We start from the raw sequence: 18,025 nt of genomic DNA, 5'->3' as shown, positions 1-18,025 counted from the left end.
ATGACGACGACAACCATCCACGACCCTGTCGGGGCAGCGTCAGTGGACCGCGCCGAGCAGCACGCCGACGCCGACGAACAGGCCGCCGAAGACACGGTTCACGGTGCGCTGCCCTGACTCGCGCTGGGTCAGGCGGCCGAGGCCTCGGGCCGCCCCCGCGAAGAAGAACCACATGACGACTACGTCGATGGCCACGACTGTCGCCCCCAGCACGAGGTACTGAACCAGCAGCGGCTGCTCGGGGCGGATGAACTGTGGCATGAAGGCGAGGAAGAAGATGACCGCCTTCGGGTTCGTCAGGTTGACCAGCAGCCCCCGCCGGAACATCGACCAGGCCGGCTCACGGTGGGTGCTGCCGACCGCCGCCGCGGCTGCCCGGGCTCGGAACTGGCGGACGCCGAGGTACACGAGATAGGCCGCCCCGGCATACCGGATCACGTTGAACAGCAACGGGGAACGCGCCACGAGGACGCCGACGCCCGCGGCGACGATGGCGATGTGGACGATGAGGGCGAGCTGCTGCCCGAGGATCCCCCAGATCGACCGGGTCCACCCGGAGCCCAGGGAGTTGGCCATCGTGTTGATGGCGCCCGCACCAGGCGTGAACGAGATGAGTGCCCCGGCCGCGACCAGGGTCAGCCAGAGCGAGAGCGACACAGGCCGCAGTGTAGGTCCGCCCCCGTCTGCCGCCGCGTCCCGTCTCATCGCACGGCGGGCACCCGTTTCACGGCCTTTGCGACATACCGGCGCTGGTCACCCGTCTCCACGTAGAGGGGCCGACCGATGTGGGCGGCCCGACGTCGTCGGAGATCGGAAGCGTCCTCTCCGAACCGAGGAAGGGGTTGCATGAAACGCATCACGAGGATCGTGTCGGTGGGAGCGGCTGCGGCCATGGCGAGTGCCGCTACCCCGCCCTCGGGGGCGCACGCGTACTGCGCAAGTCCCACGCTCGCCTGGGCCTCGACCAATCTCTCAATTCGTTCCGCGACGGCAGCGTGAACCAGTCGACGAAGCAGGCCGATGTCGGCACGGTCATGGTCCACGAACTCGGCCACGAGATCTATCTCAATCACCCGAGCGCCTGCGGCTCGATGACCTCGGCAGAGGTGGGTGCGGCGATGAATCCGGCATGGGTGAAGCGTTGGTATACCAACTCGGACGATAAGGCCGGCGCGGCCGTGAGGAAGTGACAGCGTGATGAACCTCCGCGTGACAACGGCTGTGGTGCTCGTCGCGGCTCTGGCCGCGGGATGCGCCTCCCACAGCCCGTCCTCGACCACATCAGGGGCATCCCCGGCGGAAACGCACGAGGTGCACGGCTATCCGATCGACAGGTCCCTCGAGGCATTGGCGAACTGGCGCGACCTGGACATTGTCGTCATGGTTCGCAATGTGACGTACCAGAAGGCTGTCAAGCTCTCCCGGGTCGCGAACGGCTTCCCCGCGGTCGTCACGCCGGCGTCGGCGACAGTGGTGCGTTCCATCTACGGCCATGCGAAAGCCGGGCAGACACTGAACACCCTCTTCGCTGGAGGCGACACGGGCGCCCTGCACGTGACCGCCAGCGAGGAGCTCGCACCCAACCGGGACGCCGTGGCGAAGAGTCCACTGCTGGTCATTGCGGGCGAGATGAAGACCACCCCAGACACCGGCAGCATCGTCGAGCCGCTCTTCGTCTATCGGCTCGACAAGGACGGGAGGCTCACGTCACTGCTGGAGAGCGGCGGAGCTCGATCCAGGCCGGTCTTCACGCTCAAGGAACTGTCGGCGCGGCTGGCGGAGCGGTCACAGCGGACTCGCTGAGCTGCCGCGCTCCTGTCGATGCGCTGTGTGCAGCTCTTGTCGCCAGCACGACGAGTACTGCACACAGCGCCCGGCCAAAGGGTGCGGATTCGGCTGTTGGCCGCGCGTTTGAGACACTGTGGCGCATGACTGAGAGCACGACCGGCGCGGCCGCCTCCGACGACGCCGTGACCGTCGTGCACCTCATGCGCCACGGCGAGGTCCACAACCCCGGTGGCGTGCTCTACGGCCGTCTCGACGGCTACCACTTGTCCGACCTGGGTCGGGAGATGGCCGACGTTGTCGCTGTCCATCTCGAGGCCAACGACATCACCCATGTGGTCGCCTCGCCACTCGAGCGAGCCCAGGAGACGGCGGCCCCGGTCGCCGAGCGCCATGGTCTGCCGATCCACACCGACGAGCGGGTCATCGAGGCGGCCAACCACTTCGAGGGCCGCACCGTGAGCACCAAGGACCTGCTCCACCCCCGCAACTGGCACCAGTTCGGCAATATCACCAAGCCGTCCTGGGGCGAGCCGTACGAGGACATCGCCATCCGCATGCTCGCGGCGATCGACGACGCCCGCGAGGCGGCATACGGCCACGAGGCCGTCATCGTCAGCCACCAGCTGCCCGTCTGGACGGTCCGCAACAAGCTCATGGGGCGGCGCCTGTGGCACGACCCGCGCAAGCGGGAGTGCACGCTCGCGTCGCTGACCTCCCTGACCTACGAGGGCGCCGAGCTCTCCTCGATCACGTACTCCGAGCCGGCCGCCGCCCTGCTCGCGCGTGCGAGCAAGAGTGTGGGCGCCTGATGGAGCAGTTCGACCGACGCACCGCGCTGCGGTGGGGTGCCATCGCCGTTGCCGGCGGGCTCGTCACCCTCACGACCGCGTGCGCTTCTGACCCCAACTCCGTGGCCGACCAGGCCCGGTCCGGCGACCGCAAGGGCTACGTCGCGGGCGACGGCTCGATCGAGCAGCTGCCGACGCAGGAGCGTGGCGACCCGGTCGTCCTGGAGGGCACCACGCTCGAGGGCGAGCCGTGGCGGATCGCAGACCGGGCCGGCTCGGTCCTCGTCGTCAACGTCTGGGGCTCCTGGTGCCCGCCCTGCATCGAGGAGACCCCGGCGCTGCAGAAGGCCTGGGACACGGTGCAGAGCAAGGGCAAGAAGGTCGAGTTCGTCGGCCTCGACAAGCTCGAGGGCCCCGAGACGGGCCTGGCCTTCCTCAAGGCGAACAAGGTGACCTACCCATCCCTGGCCTACGACGGCGGGGTGCCGATTCTCGCCCTGCAGGGCAAGGCGTCAGCCACCCCAACCACGCTCGTGCTGGACCACGAGGGCCGGATCGCCGCGCGGGTCTCCGGGCCGGTCAGCACGACGACCCTGCTCGCGCTCGTCGACGACGTGCTCGCCGAGAAGGCCTGAGGTCGGTCGTGGACACCCCGCTGGCCACCGGGTCGATCGTCGTCGCCGCGGTCGTCGCGCTCGCGGCCGGCTTCGTGTCGTTCGCATCGCCGTGCGTGCTGCCGCTGGTGCCGGGCTTCCTCGGGTACGTCACCGGCCTGTCCGACGTGTCCCTGCAGGAGCGCTCCCGGAGCCGGCTGGTTCTCGGCGCGCTGCTGTTCGTCCTCGGCTTCTCGGTCGTCTTCCTGCTCGGCGCGGCGACGCTGTCGTCGCTCGGGGTGGCACTGCGCGAGCACCAGGCAGCGCTGCTGCGCATCGGCGGCGTGGTCGTCATCGTGGCCGCGCTGATGTTCCTCGGGCTCGGCAGCTCGTATGCCGCCCAGCTGAGCTGGCGCCCGCGTGCGGGCCTGGCGGGGGCACCGCTCCTCGGCGCGGTCTTCGGGCTCGGCTGGGCGCCGTGCATGGGTCCGACGCTCGGCGCGATCCTCGCGATGGCGGTGCCGCTGTCGGCCGAGTCGGGCACCGTCAACCGCGGTCTGCTCCTTGCGGCCTGCTACTGCCTCGGGCTCGGGCTGCCCTTCCTGGCGATGGCCGCCGTCTACGAGCGGGCCGGCCGCGCCAGCGCCTGGCTGCGGCGTCACCGGCGTCCGATCCAGCTCGTGGGCGGCTTCATCCTGCTCGGCGTCGGCGTACTCATGGTCACCGGCCTCTGGGAGCAGGTCATCGTCTGGATGCAGACGACCTTCGTCTCGACGTTCCGGGTGGCGATCTGATGGCGACCGACACCCAGGTGTTGCAGGCGGCACCGCGACCCGAGCCCGAGCTGCCCCAGCTCGGGCCGGTGGGAATGCTCCGGTGGGGGTGGCGCCAACTGACGAGCATGCGCACGGCGCTGTTCCTGCTGCTGCTCCTCGCGATCGCGGCGGTGCCCGGCTCGATCTTCCCGCAGCGCAACATCGACGCCGGCCGCGTCGCCGACTACATCGCACAGCATCCCCAGACCTCGCTGTGGCTCGACCGGCTCGGGTTCTTCGACGTCTACTCCTCGGTCTGGTTCTCAGCCGTCTACCTGCTGCTCTTCGTCTCGCTCGTGGGCTGCATCGTGCCGCGCACGAAGGTGCACATCGCGGCGCTGCGAGCCCGGCCGCCGCGCGCCCCGGCCCGACTGCACCGGCTCGCCGAGCACGCGGAGGTGACCACCTGGCTCGCACCCGACGAGGCGCTTGCCGCTGCGCGAGAAGTCTTGCGCCGCAAGCGGTTCCGGCTGCACTCGCACGACGCGACGAGTGTCTCGGCGGAGTCGGGTTATCTCCGCGAGACCGGCAACCTCGTCTTCCACCTTGCGCTGACCGGCATCATCGTCGGCATGGCCGTGGGCCACCTCTTCGGCTGGCGGGGGGACATCATCCTCGCCGAGGGCGACAAGTTCGCCTCCTCGGCCGGGACCTACAACACCATCGCGCCCGGCCCGTGGGTCGACTCCGAGCACCTCCCGCCCTTCGTGCTGTCACTCGACAAGCTCGATGTGCAGTTCAACGAGACGCCTGGCCGGTCGTTCGGCACCCCGAGGCAGTTCGACGCCCTCACGACGCTCCAGCGCGAGCCGGGGGCGCCGGCCACGAAGGAGACCGTGTCGGTCAACCACCCGATCAGCGTCGACGGCGCCGACATCTTCCTGCTGGGCAACGGCTACACGCCCGTCATCACGGTCCGGGACGCCACGGGCGCGGTGCTCTACCGCGAGGCGACCCCGTTCCTGCCGCAGGACGCCAACTACCGCTCGGTGGGGGTCGTCAAGGTGCCCTCGGCCTCGCCCAAGCAGCTCGGCTTCACCGGGTTCTTCCTGCCCACCGCGGAGCCGACCTTCGCCAACGGTCCGACCTCGATGTTCCCCGACGCGCAGAACCCCGAGCTCGCTCTGTCGGTGTGGGAGGGCAACCTCTTCCCGGGCGGGGCGCCGCAGTCGGTCTACACCCTCAACACCGAGGAGATGAAGCAGGTGACCAAGGCGGACGGGTCGCCCGTGCTGATCCGCCTCAAGCCCGGCCAGAAGTACGACCTGCCCGGCGGGCGGGGCTCGATCACGTTCGACGAGGTCAAGCGGTATGCCGGGCTGTCGGTCCGCACCGACCCCGGCGCTCTGGTGAGCCTGGTCAGCGCGATTCTCGCCACGCTCGGGCTCATCCTCGGCCTGACCATCAAGCGGCGCCGCGTGTTCGTGCGGGTCGAGCCTGTTGACGGCGCTGTGGACCCCGACGGCCGACCGGCTACGGTGGTGACCATCGGTGGCCTGTCGAAGGACTCCGACCCCGGGCTCGCCGCCATCGTCGCCTCGATCGGCACTGCCGTGCACGACCGCTCTGCAGAACGGAACGACCGCCTGTGAACCTCGCCGCCAACGCGAACGCCGCGCTGTACTCCTCGATGATCGTCTACACGCTCGCCATGCTCGCCTTCACGTGGCATCTCGCGGCGCGCGCCCCGAAGGTCGCCGCGTCCCGCGTCGCCGAGCGCGAGGAGGTGCTCGTCGGCGGTGCGGCCGCGAGCGTGGCCGCCGGGTCGGCGGACGGCGCTCCACCGAGTCGGCCGTCGGGACTGTATGCCGCGGGGCCGGGCTACGAGGAGAGCCTCCAGAGCCGCCAGCGGGGCAACATCGCGCTAATGCTGACCTACCTCGCGACGGCGCTGCTCGACGCGTCGGTCATCATGCGGGGCCTGGCGGTGGAGCGACCCCCGTGGGGCAACATGTTCGAGTTCGCGACGGCGGCCGCGGCGGCGGTCGGGACGGCGTACTGCCTGCTGGCCAAGCGCAACAACTGGCAGTGGCTCGGCGTCTTCATCGTGACACCGATCCTGCTCGTGCTCGGGCTCTCGCTCGCTGTGCTCTACACCGAGGCCGGCGAGTTGATGCCGGCGCTGAAGTCGTACTGGCTCGGCATCCACGTATCGGTCGCGTTCCTCGCAGTCGCCTTCTTCACTCTCGCCTTCGCCGTCGGCGCGCTCTATCTGGTGCGGCTGCGGCGCGAGGAGAAGCCGCCGGCCAAGCCGAGCTTCATCGAGTCGCTGCCGTCGTCCGCCTCGCTCGAGCGCACGGCATACAGCCTCAACATGGTGGCCTTCGTCCTCTGGACGTTCACCCTCATCGCGGGCGCCATCTGGGCCAAGCAGGCCTGGGGTGCGTACTGGCAGTGGGACCCCAAGGAGGTCTGGACCTTCGTCATCTGGGTCGTCTACGCCGCCTACATGCACGGGCGCGCCACTGCGGGCGTCGACCACCGTCGGTCGATGTATATCGCCCTGGCCGGATACGTCTGCGTCATCATCAACTTCACGCTCGTCAACCTCGTGTCGACCTTCGTGGGAATGCACAACTACTCCGGAATGAACTGACGTGGTCCGTTACACCCTGCTCCGCCTTCTGATCTTCTTCGGCTTCCTGGTCCTGTTCTGGCTGGTCGGGCTCCGCAACAACCCCGTGCTGCTGCTCGGCGCGGCCGCACTCGCCTCCGCCGCGCTCTCCTATGTGTTGCTTCGGGGCATGCGCGACGAGATCACGGCCGGCCTGGTCGAGCGCCACGAGGCTCGCGTGCGGGCCAAGCAGGAGCACGTCGTCGACGAGGACAGCGACGAGGCCGCAGAGGACGCGGAGGTCGAGGGCCGCAACGGCTCGCAGGCCTGAGGCGCTCCCGCCTGCGGCCCGAGGGTCAGAGCCGGCCGGCGACGAGCTCGGCGGTCGCTGACGCGTCCTCACCGACCCCGAAGAGCAGCGAGGAGCGCCGCTTCCGCAGGAAGTGCACGCCGACGAAGTGCAGGTCCGGGGCCACGACGCTCTCGCCGTTGACGTGCACGGGGAAGCCCAGGTCGTCGACGACGCCCGCGATGTCCACCCACTCCGTGTAGCGCGAGCGGAAGCCGGCCGCGACGACAACGGCACCGAGCTCTCGCGCGGCGACGCGCTCGACGGGCTCGGGCTCGAGGGGCGCCGGGTCCGGCAGGTCGGGCCGCTCGATGCCGGTGGAGTCGGCGACCCCGAACACGAGCTCGCGCAGCATCGCGTATGCCGCGTCGCCGGCTGCCAGGGACTCGGCGAAGTCCGGAGCGAGCCGCACCGTCCCGTCGTCGGCGCCCGCAAGATGGCCCCCGAGCCGGACGCCGAGGGAGTGCAACGTCCGGTAGTTGAGGTCGTGGCCGCCGGCGGCGCCCGTCACCTGTGGGTTCGCCCCGAACCGCGCCGCAGGCGTCGGCAGCTTCTCCGGAGGCTGGTCGAAGAAGTGGCCGTCGAGGAGCCAGTCGAACATGTCACGCCCGCCGGGACGGCGGGGGAACCAGGGCGCGCGGCCGCAGGCCATGACGACATCGCGGCCTGCGAGCGTCAGCTCTTCCGCGATCTGGCAGGCGCTCTGGCCGCTGCCGACGACCAGCACCGCGCCTTCGGGCAGGTCAGCGGGGTTGCGGTACTCCGTCACATCCAGGCGCGGCAGTCCGGGCGGGAGCGTCGCGGCCGCCGGCGGGAGGTGCGGGCGCTGGTAGGCCCCGGTGGCCACGACGACGACCCGGCTGTGGATGACCCCGTCGTCGGTGTCGAGCCGGTAGCCGTGACCGTCTCGGGTGCTGAGCCGGCGAACGGCACGACCCATGCGGACCGGCGCGGGGATCCGGCCGGCATACGCCTCCAGGTGGCCCGCGATCTGCTCGCGCGACATGAACCCGTCGGGGTCGTCCCCGTCGTACGCCGCCCCGGGCAGCTGGATGAGGTGGTTGGGGCCGACGACGGTGAAGCTGTCCCAGCGGTGCCGCCACGACGATCCCGGGGTCTCCGCCTCGAGGACGACATGCTCGACCCCTCGGGCGGCCAGCTCGTGGCTGGTCGCCAGCCCCGCCTGACCGGCGCCGACGACGACGACGTCGATGTCTTCTGCCATGCCCCACCCCGCGTTCGCTCCCGACCACGGTGGCACTGCGGGGCGCTTCTGTCACCCGTTTGCGAGAAGGGTCAGGAGTGGCCGAGGGCGAGGCCGACGCCGAGCAGCACCGACCAGGCGAGCTGGAACCGGCCCGTGCCGGCGAGGGCCGGGATGAGGCCGCGCCCGGTCGCACCACCGACCACCGCGCGCATCGGCGCGATGAGCAGCGGGGAGGCGAGCAGGGCGAGCAACGCCCATCTCGACGTCGAGGAGGCGAGGACGGTCATGGCGAAAGACACGGCCACGAGCACGACGTAGAAGGAGCGAGTTCCCTTGTCCCCCATGCGGACTGCGAGAGTGCGCTTGCCGTGCTCGCGGTCCGTCGGGATGTCGCGCAGGTTGTTCGCGACGAGGATCGCCGACGCGAGAGAGCCCACGCCGACGGCGCCCCACCAGCAGGCGGCCGTGGGCGGGGTCATCGTCGCCATGGTGCCGACCGTCGCGACGAGGCCGAAGAAGACGAAGACGAACAGCTCACCGAGGCCGAGGTAGCCGTACGGGTGCTTGCCGCCGGTGTAGTACCACGCGGCGACGATGGCGGCGGCGCCGATGAGCAGCATGACCCAGAGGCCGGAGAGGGCGACGAGGGCGAGGCCGACGAGTCCGGCGAAGCCGAAGCAGGCGAACGCCGCCAGCTTGACGGAGCGCGGGTGGGCGAGGCGCTGGCCCACGAGGCGGACCGGCCCGACCCGGACCTCGTCGGTGCCGCGGATGCCGTCCGAGTAGTCGTTCGCGTAGTTCACCCCCACCTGGAGGGCCAGGGCCACGACGAGGGCGAGAACGGCATACGCCCACACGACGTGGCCCGTCTGGTAGGCCGCACCCGTCCCGACGACGATCGGCGAGACGGCGGCGGGCAGCGTGCGGGGCCGGGCGCCCTCGATCCACTGGGACAGCGTGGCCATGGGTGTCGTGGGTCCTTCGGGTCCGGGTGCAGGAACGGGCGGGTCGGAGGTCGGTGCGAGCGGTGGGCGTCGCGCGCGGGCGAGAGGGCCGCGACCGTGCTCGGCGGGGGCCGCGCTCAGAGCTTGCGGAGGAAGTCCGGGTCGTCGTCGGGGCCCATCGGACCGGGCGGCCGGCTCGGCCCGCGTGGCCCCCGTGGACCGCGTGGACCGCGTTGCGCCCGGCCGCCGCGCGCGTCGGCGCGGCCGGCGAGGAGCCAGAAGACCGGCCCGGCGATCGGGACGAGCACGGCGATGAGCCACACCGCCTTGGGCATGATCCGCACGAGCCGCCGGTCGGTCTGCACGCAGTCCACCAGGGCGTAGATCGTCGCGAAGACCACCAGAGCGACGAGCACGACGCGCAGCACGGCGGTTCTCCAATCGGGGGCGGGGGTGAGCTACACCCCCATCTTGCCACCGTGAGACGCCTGCTCCTGAAACGCAGTACGGATCGCGGCCCGGTCGGGTTTGCCGGGGCCGCGCTGGGGGATCGCGGGCAGGACGAGGACCTGCCGGGGCAGGGCGGCGTCGGGCAGTATGCCGCGCAGCCGGGACCGCAGGTCGCGCGCGGTGAGGAGCCCCGTCGGGTCGACGAGGGTGACCGCCGCGCAGACCACTTCGCCCCACTCGGGGTCGGGCAGGCCGAGGACGACGACGTCGACGACGTCGTGCAGGTGCCGGGAGATGGCGTCCTCGACGACGCCCGGCGTGATCTTGAGGCCGCCGGTGTTGATGACGTCGTCGGCGCGGCCGTCGATGACGAGCAGGCCGTCGTCGTCGAAGTGTCCGAGGTCGTCGGTGCGGAACCACCTGACCCCATCCGGGTCGGTGACGAAGGCGTCCGCGGTGAGCTCCGGCGCGGCCAAGTAGCCGTGGGCGACGGTGTCGCCGCCGAGCACGACGTGCCGGTCGTTGTCGATGTGGACCCGGCTCACGGCCAGCGGGGTGCCGTCGTAGACGCAGCCGCCGGCGGTCTCGCTCATGCCGTAGGTCAGGGTCAGTGCCACGTCCAGCCGGCGGGCCCGCTCGACCATCGAGGCGGGCGTCGAGGCGCCGCCGACGAGCACCCCGTCGAACGACCGCAGCGCGGCCAGCCCATCGGCGTCGTCGAGCAGGCGTGCGAGCTGGGTCGGCACGAGCGCGGTGTACCGGCGCCGCGCGGACGGGGTGGTCGTGAGGGTCCGCGCGGCGCGGGCGAAACCGGTCGCCGTGAAACCGCCTGCCAGGTCGACGACGCCAGGGGTCGTGCCGGCGGCGATCGAGCGCAGCAGGACCTGCAGGCCGGCGATGTGGTGGGCGGGCATCGCCAGCAGCCACGCCCCGCTGCCCCCGAGCACATGGTGGGTCGCCCAGGCGGACCGCTCGAGTGCGTCCGCGATGAGCATCGCCTGCTTGGGCCGGCCGGTGGACCCCGACGTGCCGACAACGACGGCGAGCCGTTCGGGCAGCTCGCCGGAGTCGTGGGGTGCCACGACCGGGGGAGGCCCCCCAGCGGCATACGGCAGCACCGGCGACGACCCGGCGAGTGCGGCCTCGAGCTCGGGCAGCACGTGGAGGACGTCCGGCCCGGCCGGCACCGCCAGCGGGCGTGGGGAGGGTGTCGTCATCAGGCGCGCCTCACCCGTGGGCTCGTGGACGGAGGGCCGGCGACGCGGCGCTGCCGGGCGGCCATGAGCACCGTCCAGACGAGGGCGGCCGCGCAGACCGAGAAGCCGAGGTACGGGTTGAGCGGCAGCATGATCCCGAGTGCGCCGCCGGCGACCCAGAGGATCTGCAGCATCGTCTCGGACCACGCGAAGACGGACGTGCGGACGTTCTCGGGGACCTCGCGCTGCACGAGTGCATCGAAGCAGAGCTTGGCCAGCTGGGACGACAGACCGAGCACCAGGCCCAGCAGGACGAGCGTGACGATGCCGTACCAGATGGCCGTCGCCACGCAGCAGAGCGTGGCGGCGAGCACCGAGAGCATCGCGATCCGCTCGGGGCGGTCGTCCTTGACGATGTTGCCGACGAGGCTGCCGAGGCCGTTGCCGACGCCGATGGCCGCCGCAACGAGACCCAGGACGAGCTCGGCGCGCATGCCGTCGAGCGGGTGCTCACGGGCCAGGAACGCCATGAACGTGATGATGAACCCGGTGAGGACCCGGGTGCCGCCGGTCGACCACAGGGCGTGCTTGACCGGCCACGGGATCGCCTGCTTGCGCCTCCTGAAGCGGCCGATGACTCCCAGCGAGTCGATCGTGATCGCCTCGTCTTCTGAGCCGTGCCGCCCGGGGCCGGTATGCCGTCGGGCCGGGCCGTCGGTCCACCGTCGTTGGGTGCCGCGTAGCGAGCTGGCCGGCGCACCGGTCGCGGCGCCTGCGGCCGCTCGTGGGGGAGGGACCGGGATCGGCGTCGTGTCCTCCGGATGCAGCTCCCCAACCGATGAGTCGACCTGCTCGGGGAGGCGGATGGCCTGGACGGTGCCGACCACGAACGCGACGAAGGCGACCCGTAGCGCCCACTCGGGGCCGGCGAGCATGGCCAGGCCGCCCAGCGCGCCGCCGATGACCGCGCCGACGACACCGGCCATCGAGTTCCGGGAGTTCGCCCGCACGAGAGTCGTGCCGGCGGGAACCACCCGCGGGACGGCGGCCGCTCGGGAGATCGTGTACGCGCGCGAGGCGACCAGGCATCCGAGCGCGGCCGGAAAGACCCAGCCGCTGTGGTTGCCGATGGCCTCGGCGAGGACCCAGCAGAGGAATGCCCGGACCGCCATCGTCGTGCCGATCGCCCAGCGGCGGCCGTGCGAGAAGCGGTCGAGCAGGGGTCCGATGAGAGGCGCGACGAGCGCGAACGGGACCATCGTCAGCAGCAGGAACATCGCGACCTGGCTGCGGGCCTGCGCCGTCTGCGGGTTGAAGAAGAGCGTGCCCGCGAGGGCCAGGGCCATGACCGTGTCGCCGACGGTGTTCGTCGCGTGCAGCTCGGTCACGCGGGCCAGGCCACTCTCGCCGGCGCCGCCCGAATGGGTGTACGCGTGGGCCTTGGCTGCGGCATACCTCCCCGAGCGGGCTGTCAGCCTGGCGGTGCCGGTTGCGGCGCGGCCGATCCCGCGGCCGATCGAGCGGGTGGCGTTGGCCGCGGTCGTCCCGGCCGAGGGCCGGTAGTCGGCCGGCCGGCCCCCTTCGGGCACGTCGTCGCCCGGTGGACTGGGCCGGGGCGCGCGGCGACCAGCGTCTGGGGAGCGGTCGTCGCGCGTGTCCACGCCTCAATCCTGCCTTGTCCCTGGGCTCTTCGGGTGTCCAGCCCGGCCGCGTCCTGTCCGACACATCAAGCGGTGTCCGCCGCGGACCGCCGTGCGGCGCAGCCGCCCACCCCGGGGACTTGATGTGTCCGACGGGACGCGGCCGGCGGTGTCAGTAGTACCAGGGGTATGGGGACCAGTCCGGGTCGCGCTTCTCGAGGAACTGGTCACGGCCCTCGATCGCCTCGTCGGTCATGTACGCCAGACGCGTCGCCTCGCCCGCGAACACCTGCTGCCCCATGAGGCCGTCGTCGACGAGGTTGAAGGCGAACTTCAGCATGCGCTGGGCCTGCGGGCTCTTGCCCATGATCTCCGTCGCGACCTGCAGCGCCTCCTTCTCGAGGTCGGCATGGTCGGCGACGATGTTGACCGCGCCCATCCGCTGCATGTCCTCGGCGGAGTACGCGCGGCCGAGGAAGAAAATCTCCCGAGCGCGCTTCTGACCGACCATGCGAGCCAGGTAGGCGCTGCCGTAGCCCGCGTCGAACGACCCCACGTCGGCGTCCGTCTGCTTGAACCGGGCGTGCTCGCGCGAGGCGATGGTCAGGTCGCAGACGACATGGAGCGAGTGGCCGCCGCCCGCGGCCCACCCTGGCACGACAGCGACGACCACCTTCGGCATGGTGCGGATGAGGCGCTGGACCTCGAGGATGTGCAGGCGGCCGCCGTGCGCCTTGGTGCGGACGTCGTCGACGGTCTCGGCGGTGTCGCCGCTCGCGTACTGGTAGCCCGAGCGGCCCCGGATGCGCTGGTCACCCCCGGAACAGAACGCCCAAGCGCCTTCCCTGGGGGATGGGCCGTTGCCGGTGATGAGCACGACCCCGACGTCCGGCGTCATCCGCGCGTGGTCCAGCGCCCGGTAGAGCTCGTCGACCGTGTGCGGACGGAACGCGTTGAGCACCTCAGGGCGGTCGAACGCGATACGCACGACTCCCGACTCGGCGTGCGGCCGCCCCGCGACCGCGCGCCGGCGGTGGTACGTGATGTCGGTGAAGTCGAAGCCGTCGACAGCGGTCCACTCGGCGGGGTCGAAGATCTCGGATACCTGCTGGGTCGTCACGGCGCGCAGCCTACGCGGGCTAGGGTCGAGGCCATGCCGATCCCCGCCTACGTGGCCCATCTGCGCACCATGGTCGGCCGGGAGCTGTTGTGGATGCCGGGAGTGACCGCGGTCGTGCTGCGCGACGGTCCGCACGGCCCGGAGGCGCTGCTCGTGAAGCGGTCCGACAACGGCGAGTGGACGTCGGTCACCGGCATCGTCGACCCCGGGGAGCACCCTCACCTCGCCGCCGTCCGCGAGGTGCTCGAGGAGGCCAGCGTCGTCGCGGAGATCGAGCGGCTCGTCTGGGTGCGCGCGACCGGCGTGATCAGGCACGCCAACGGTGACCTGGGGCAGTACGTCGACCACACCTTCCGCTGCCGCTGGGTCTCCGGTGACCCCCGCCCTGGCGACGACGAGTCCACCGAAGCCCGGTGGTTCCCGCTGGACGCCCTCCCGCAGATGTCGCAGGTCCACACCGATCGCATCGCCTGCGCCGTCGAGAACCCTCGTGACGTGCGGCTTGGCTCCTGACCGGCCCTCAGCGGCACCTCGAGGGCTCTTGGGCCCGTCCTGCCCTGGGACCCGTGACATCTGTCAGGGGCAAGCGCTGACAGACCTGCACGGGTGTCGACAGGTCCGCGGCGTAGCGTGAAGACGTGCCGGGAACCCCGGAGACGTCCAAGGAGGCCATCGTGTTCGTGCCACGCATCTTCATCGTCGCGGGCATCGCGCTCATCGCGATCGCTCTGGGAGCGTCGGGGCACGGCCTGTTCTGGCTCATCCCCTTCGTGTGGATCGTCGGCGGCGCTCGCCGTCGGGCCTGGTATGCGTGCGGCCCGGGCAGCCACGGCCGGTACGGGCGCTATGGCGACCATGGCTACTACCGCGACCACTACGTCGACCACGGGACGCCGGACCAGTCTCAGCCGACCGCGTCCACCCCGCCCGCGGACGAGCCGGACCCGTCCCGCGACCGCCACGAGGCGTTCCCGTCCGGCCACTGAGCCTGCCGATCCATGCCCGGCCCGCGCGGGCCGGTCGGTCCCGCCGCGGGCCGTCGGTCATGATGGGTTCATGAGCCCGCTGCCCGACGCCGCAGAGCTGCTCGAGCACGCGCACGTCGTCGCGCTCCCGATGCGAGTGCGGTTCCGCGGGGTCACGGTGCGCGAGGCGGTCGTCTTCGAAGGCCCGCGCGGCTGGGGGGAGTTTGCGCCGTTCGTCGAGTACCCCGACGAGGAGGCTTCGCGCTGGCTGGGCTCCGGCATCGAGGCCGCGTATGCCGGGTGGCCGGCTCCCGTTCGCGCCGCGGTCCCCGTGAACGCCACGGTCCCCGCGGTCGGTCCTGACCAGGTGCCCGGCGTGCTGGCCCGGTTCGACGGCTGCACGACGGCGAAGGTCAAGGTCGCCGAGGCCGGGCAGTCGCTCTCCGACGACCTGGACCGGGTCGCGGCCGTCCGCGACGCGATGGGCCCGTCCGCGCGGATCCGCGTCGACGCAAACGGCGCCTGGGACGCGGCCGCGGCCGTGGACGCGCTGGGCAAGCTCGCGGCATACGACCTTGAGTACGCGGAACAGCCGTGTGCGACCGTGGAAGAGCTGGCCGACCTGCGAAAGGCGTTGGCGCGCAACGGTATCGGCGTGCGGATCGCTGCTGACGAGTCCATCCGAAAGGCCGACGACCCGCAGCGCGTGGCGCGCCTGGCGGCCGCCGACATCGTCGTGGTCAAGACGGCGCCGCTGGGCGGCGTGACTCGTGCGCTCGACATCGTGGACGACTGCGGGCTGCCGGCGGTCGTGTCCTCGGCCCTCGACACCAGCGTGGGCATCGCTGCCGGAGTGGCCCTCGCGGCGGCGCTGCCGACGCTCGACCATGCCTGCGGACTGGGCACGGTCGGGCTCTTCGACCGTGACGTCGCGGCGCCTGCCTTGAGGCCGGTGGCCGGCACGCTCTCGCCCGCAGCGCGTCCACGGCCCGACGCGGCGTTGCTGGAGGCGCTGGCAGTCCCACCCGACCGGCAGGCCTGGTGGCGCGCTCGGCTGGTCCGTTGCCTCGCGCTCGTCGACGGTGGCCGGAGCGCACGGTGATCACCGCCTGCCTCAACGGCGACCGCGCTCCGGGCACCCACCCGCGGGTGCCCATCACTGCCGCTGAGCTCGCTGCCGCGGCAGCCGCGGCTGTGGACGCGGGGGCCTACATGGTGCACGTCCACCCTCGAGACGAGCATGGCCGCGAGACGCTCGAGACCCGGCAGGTCGTCGATGCCGTCACGGCGATCCGAGCCGCGACCCCGGGCCTGCGGGTCAGCGTCACCACTCGCGACGGCATCGCCGACAGCACCAGGCGCAAGCTCGCCCACATCTCGGAGTGGCCGTCACCTGACCTTGGCGGCCCGGACTGTGCGAGCGTGAACTGGCACGAGGACGGCGCGATCGAGGTGGCAGCCGCCTTGCGGGACAAGGGATCCGGTGTCGAGGCAGGGATCTGGACGCCGAAGGCCGCGACCCGGTTCGTCTCGACGAACTGGCCCTGGCAGGTCGAGCGCGTGCTGGTCGAGGTCATCCCGGGCCGCACACCGGGCTCGGACGGGCACTGGGCGGCCGAGCGGATCCTCGCAGCCCTGGGCATGTCACCCGCCCCGGTGCTCGTCCACGGCGAGCAGCAGTGGGCGTGGCCTGTGCTGCGGTGGGCCCAAGCAGCCGGCTACGACGTTCGGATCGGCCTGGAGGACACGAGGTTTCACCCCGACGGCCGCGAGGCGCGTGACAACACAGAGCTGGTCGAAGCCGCGCTGAAGTCCGAGCCCGGCACCCCCTCGCAGTGGCCCGTGCCGGACCCGCTCTGACGCTCCCGCCCTATCGGCTCGCGTCGTGGCGTGGCACGGCCTGCTGGGCCAGGGCGCGCAGCCGTGCGGCCTCGTCCCGCCGGTCGCTGCGTGACACCGGAACCTCCAGAACCCTTGTGCCGCTAGGGCTCTCCGCCAGCGCGGCTTCCAGGCGGGCGAGGTCGGCGACCCGCTCGTATGCCGTGTGGTGGGCGGCGCACACCGCCTCGAGATCGGTGCCGTGCGGGGTGCCGAAGACCCGCTCGAACGCACTGGCATAGCGGCGGTCGCCCTGTTCGAGGGTGCTGAAGATGGCGCCGCCGTCGTCGCTGAGCACGACGATCGTCAGGTCCGGCCGGGGCTCGCGGGGACCGACGAGCAGGCCGTTGGTGTCATGCAGGAAGGTGACGTCGCCCATGAAGGCGATCGTGCGTGACGCGGAGGACCGGCCGAGCGCGATCCCGACCGCCGTCGACACCATCCCGTCGATGCCGGCGAGACCCCGGTTGCCCACCACGAAACGGTGCTCCAGAGGCGGCCACGGGGCCGCCATCACGTCGAGGTCGCGGACCGGGTTCGACGACCCGACGACGAGGGTCGTGTGGGAGCCCACGGCACGGGCGACGGCGGCGGCGACGAGGAGCGGCGATAGGTCGCCGGCGGCGTCCTGGGCCGCGTCCAGGTCCTCGTCGATGAGGCGCCCCAGCCGGTCGTCGGCCTCCCGCCATTCCGCGAACCACGCCGGGTCGTCAGCGGACTCGACCCTCGGGACCTCGTCGACGACAGCTGCGACCCGGCCGGGGTCGGTCGCGACACCGCTGCGGCCGCGCACCGAGACCACCTCGAGCGAGGAGTCGCTGATGAGGCTGGTCACGGGCCGGGACAGCGTCGGATGGCCGATCACGACGACGCGCTCGATGTCGCCGCGCAGGTCCGTCGTCAGGAGCAGCCGACCGGTGCGGATCGCCTGGCTGCCGATGCGGGCCCCGCTCGTCGGCTCGGCGAGCATGGGCCAGTTCGCGGACTCGGCGAGCAGCCGGGCGGCCGGCCCGGCGTCGTCACCGGCCACGACGACCGTGCGCGGCCCGAGCGGAAGGACCGCGCCGCCGGCCGACACGTCGACGGACGGCTCGACGTTCGCCGCGGAGACAGAGCGGTAGAAGCGGTCGACCCCGTTTCCACTGTCCATTGCTGCCCCCGCGGAGTCGCGGCGCGCAGGGGATGGGCGCCGCCACCAGGTCTCGCGGTCGGGGTCGTCAGGGAGCAGGTCGCCGTCGAGCTGGACATTGAGCTGGCTGGGCCCTCGCCGCGAGCACGCCTGTGCCACAGCGGACTCGAGGTCGGCGTCAGGCGTCGCTGCCGTCAGGTCGTGACACGGCGCGAACGTGGTGAAGATCCCGGCCTGGTGCGTGGTCTGGTTGGCGCCGGTGCCCCGCAGCCGGTCGGGCCGGTCAGCGCTCACGACCACGAGCCGGCGGCCGGAGTGGTGCGCCTCCATCACGGCCGGCAGCAGGTTGCCGACGGCCGTGCCGGACGTCGTCACCACGGCCACCGGCCGCCGCGACCCGACGGCGAGCCCGAGAGCGAGGAACCCCGCGGACCGCTCGTCGACCCGCACGTGCAGGCGCAGGTCGCCGCGCTCGTCGGCGGCGTCGAGCGACAGGGCGAGCGGCGCCGAGCGCGACCCCGGGGCGATCACGACGTCGCGCACCCCACCGAGCCACAGCTCCTGCAGCACCCGGAGGGCGAGAGCGGGGGCGGTGGGGGCGGAGGTCAT

20 protein-coding genes are annotated in these 18,025 nt (G+C 71.8%); 12 read left to right on the top strand and 8 right to left on the bottom strand.

Going from position 1 to position 18,025, the window contains the following annotated elements; all coding sequences use genetic code 11:
- Positions 1-39 precede the first annotated feature (39 nt).
- Complete coding sequence (locus ACWEOW_RS18295; RefSeq protein WP_452270660.1) at positions 40-657, bottom strand: LysE family transporter; 618 nt, start codon at positions 655-657, stop codon at positions 40-42.
- 128 nt (positions 658-785) lie between these two features.
- Between ACWEOW_RS18295 and ACWEOW_RS18290 the strand changes: the two genes are divergently transcribed.
- The 8 genes from ACWEOW_RS18290 (at position 786) to ACWEOW_RS18255 (ending at position 6,869) form a co-directional block, all read left to right on the top strand.
- Positions 786-1,190, top strand: a complete 405-nt coding sequence (locus ACWEOW_RS18290) for a hypothetical protein (RefSeq protein ID WP_452270659.1) — start codon at positions 786-788, stop codon at positions 1,188-1,190.
- A 31-nt stretch (positions 1,191-1,221) separates the two neighbouring features.
- Positions 1,222-1,803, top strand: coding sequence for a hypothetical protein (locus tag ACWEOW_RS18285; RefSeq protein ID WP_452270658.1), 582 nt, complete (start codon positions 1,222-1,224; stop codon positions 1,801-1,803).
- A gap of 125 nt (positions 1,804-1,928) precedes the next feature.
- The gene (locus ACWEOW_RS18280; RefSeq protein WP_452270657.1) at positions 1,929-2,597 is read left to right on the top strand and encodes a histidine phosphatase family protein; all 669 of its coding nucleotides are present in this window, start codon (positions 1,929-1,931) and stop codon (positions 2,595-2,597) included.
- Positions 2,597-3,211 carry a TlpA family protein disulfide reductase gene (locus ACWEOW_RS18275; protein ID WP_452270656.1) on the top strand — a complete coding sequence of 205 codons (615 nt, stop codon included), beginning with the start codon at positions 2,597-2,599 and terminating at the stop codon, positions 3,209-3,211. Before ACWEOW_RS18280 ends, ACWEOW_RS18275 begins: the two co-directional genes overlap by 1 nt.
- A gap of 8 nt (positions 3,212-3,219) precedes the next feature.
- A complete protein-coding gene (locus tag ACWEOW_RS18270; protein WP_452270655.1) occupies positions 3,220-3,963 on the top strand; it encodes a cytochrome c biogenesis CcdA family protein in 744 nt (247 codons plus the stop codon).
- Positions 3,963-5,576, top strand: a complete 1,614-nt coding sequence (gene resB, locus ACWEOW_RS18265; protein WP_452270654.1) for a cytochrome c biogenesis protein ResB — start codon at positions 3,963-3,965, stop codon at positions 5,574-5,576. The genes ACWEOW_RS18270 and resB overlap by 1 nt, the downstream gene beginning before the upstream one ends.
- On the top strand, positions 5,573-6,580 hold the full coding sequence (gene ccsB / locus ACWEOW_RS18260) for a c-type cytochrome biogenesis protein CcsB (protein WP_452270653.1): 1,008 nt from the start codon (positions 5,573-5,575) through the stop codon (positions 6,578-6,580). The genes resB and ccsB overlap by 4 nt, the downstream gene beginning before the upstream one ends.
- Position 6,581: 1 nt before the next feature.
- A complete protein-coding gene (locus tag ACWEOW_RS18255; protein WP_452270652.1) occupies positions 6,582-6,869 on the top strand; it encodes a DUF4229 domain-containing protein in 288 nt (95 codons plus the stop codon).
- A 25-nt stretch (positions 6,870-6,894) separates the two neighbouring features.
- Here ACWEOW_RS18255 and ACWEOW_RS18250 read toward each other — a convergent pair whose 3' ends face one another.
- The 6 genes from ACWEOW_RS18250 to ACWEOW_RS18225 all read right to left on the bottom strand — a co-directional run bounded on the left by ACWEOW_RS18250 (position 6,895) and on the right by ACWEOW_RS18225 (position 13,444).
- Positions 6,895-8,112, bottom strand: a complete 1,218-nt coding sequence (locus tag ACWEOW_RS18250; RefSeq protein ID WP_452270651.1) for a flavin-containing monooxygenase — start codon at positions 8,110-8,112, stop codon at positions 6,895-6,897.
- Positions 8,113-8,183: 71 nt separating this feature from the next.
- Positions 8,184-9,059 (bottom strand): 1,4-dihydroxy-2-naphthoate polyprenyltransferase, encoded by an 876-nt coding sequence (locus ACWEOW_RS18245; protein WP_452270650.1) that lies wholly within the window; start codon positions 9,057-9,059, stop codon positions 8,184-8,186.
- 116 nt (positions 9,060-9,175) lie between these two features.
- A complete protein-coding gene (locus tag ACWEOW_RS18240; protein ID WP_452270649.1) occupies positions 9,176-9,466 on the bottom strand; it encodes a PLD nuclease N-terminal domain-containing protein in 291 nt (96 codons plus the stop codon).
- A gap of 30 nt (positions 9,467-9,496) precedes the next feature.
- The gene (gene menE / locus ACWEOW_RS18235; protein ID WP_452270648.1) at positions 9,497-10,705 is read right to left on the bottom strand and encodes an o-succinylbenzoate--CoA ligase; all 1,209 of its coding nucleotides are present in this window, start codon (positions 10,703-10,705) and stop codon (positions 9,497-9,499) included.
- Complete coding sequence (locus ACWEOW_RS18230) at positions 10,705-12,345, bottom strand: MFS transporter (RefSeq protein ID WP_452270647.1); 1,641 nt, start codon at positions 12,343-12,345, stop codon at positions 10,705-10,707. Before ACWEOW_RS18230 ends, menE begins: the two co-directional genes overlap by 1 nt.
- A 151-nt stretch (positions 12,346-12,496) precedes the next feature.
- On the bottom strand, positions 12,497-13,444 hold the full coding sequence (locus ACWEOW_RS18225; protein ID WP_452270646.1) for a 1,4-dihydroxy-2-naphthoyl-CoA synthase: 948 nt from the start codon (positions 13,442-13,444) through the stop codon (positions 12,497-12,499).
- 33 nt (positions 13,445-13,477) lie between these two features.
- Here ACWEOW_RS18225 and ACWEOW_RS18220 point away from each other — a divergent pair, with 33 nt between their 5' ends.
- The 4 genes from ACWEOW_RS18220 (at position 13,478) to ACWEOW_RS18205 (ending at position 16,269) form a co-directional block, all read left to right on the top strand.
- Positions 13,478-13,957 carry an NUDIX hydrolase gene (locus ACWEOW_RS18220; protein WP_452270645.1) on the top strand — a complete coding sequence of 160 codons (480 nt, stop codon included), beginning with the start codon at positions 13,478-13,480 and terminating at the stop codon, positions 13,955-13,957.
- A 125-nt stretch (positions 13,958-14,082) separates the two neighbouring features.
- Positions 14,083-14,430: a hypothetical protein gene (locus ACWEOW_RS18215; RefSeq protein WP_452270644.1), complete on the top strand. Its 348-nt coding sequence runs from the start codon at positions 14,083-14,085 to the stop codon at positions 14,428-14,430.
- A gap of 70 nt (positions 14,431-14,500) precedes the next feature.
- On the top strand, positions 14,501-15,511 hold the full coding sequence (locus ACWEOW_RS18210; RefSeq protein WP_452270643.1) for an o-succinylbenzoate synthase: 1,011 nt from the start codon (positions 14,501-14,503) through the stop codon (positions 15,509-15,511).
- Positions 15,508-16,269 (top strand): 3-keto-5-aminohexanoate cleavage protein, encoded by a 762-nt coding sequence (locus ACWEOW_RS18205; RefSeq protein ID WP_452270642.1) that lies wholly within the window; start codon positions 15,508-15,510, stop codon positions 16,267-16,269. The genes ACWEOW_RS18210 and ACWEOW_RS18205 overlap by 4 nt, the downstream gene beginning before the upstream one ends.
- Positions 16,270-16,279: 10 nt before the next feature.
- On the opposite strand, the gene menD is transcribed toward ACWEOW_RS18205, so the two are convergent.
- Positions 16,280-18,025, bottom strand: a complete 1,746-nt coding sequence (menD, locus tag ACWEOW_RS18200; protein ID WP_452270641.1) for a 2-succinyl-5-enolpyruvyl-6-hydroxy-3-cyclohexene-1-carboxylic-acid synthase — start codon at positions 18,023-18,025, stop codon at positions 16,280-16,282.

The sequence above is a fragment of the Monashia sp. NPDC004114 genome, assembly GCF_053603855.1.
The sequence above is the reverse complement of the archived record's forward strand: the minus strand, read 5'-3'. Positions and strand labels throughout refer to the sequence as shown.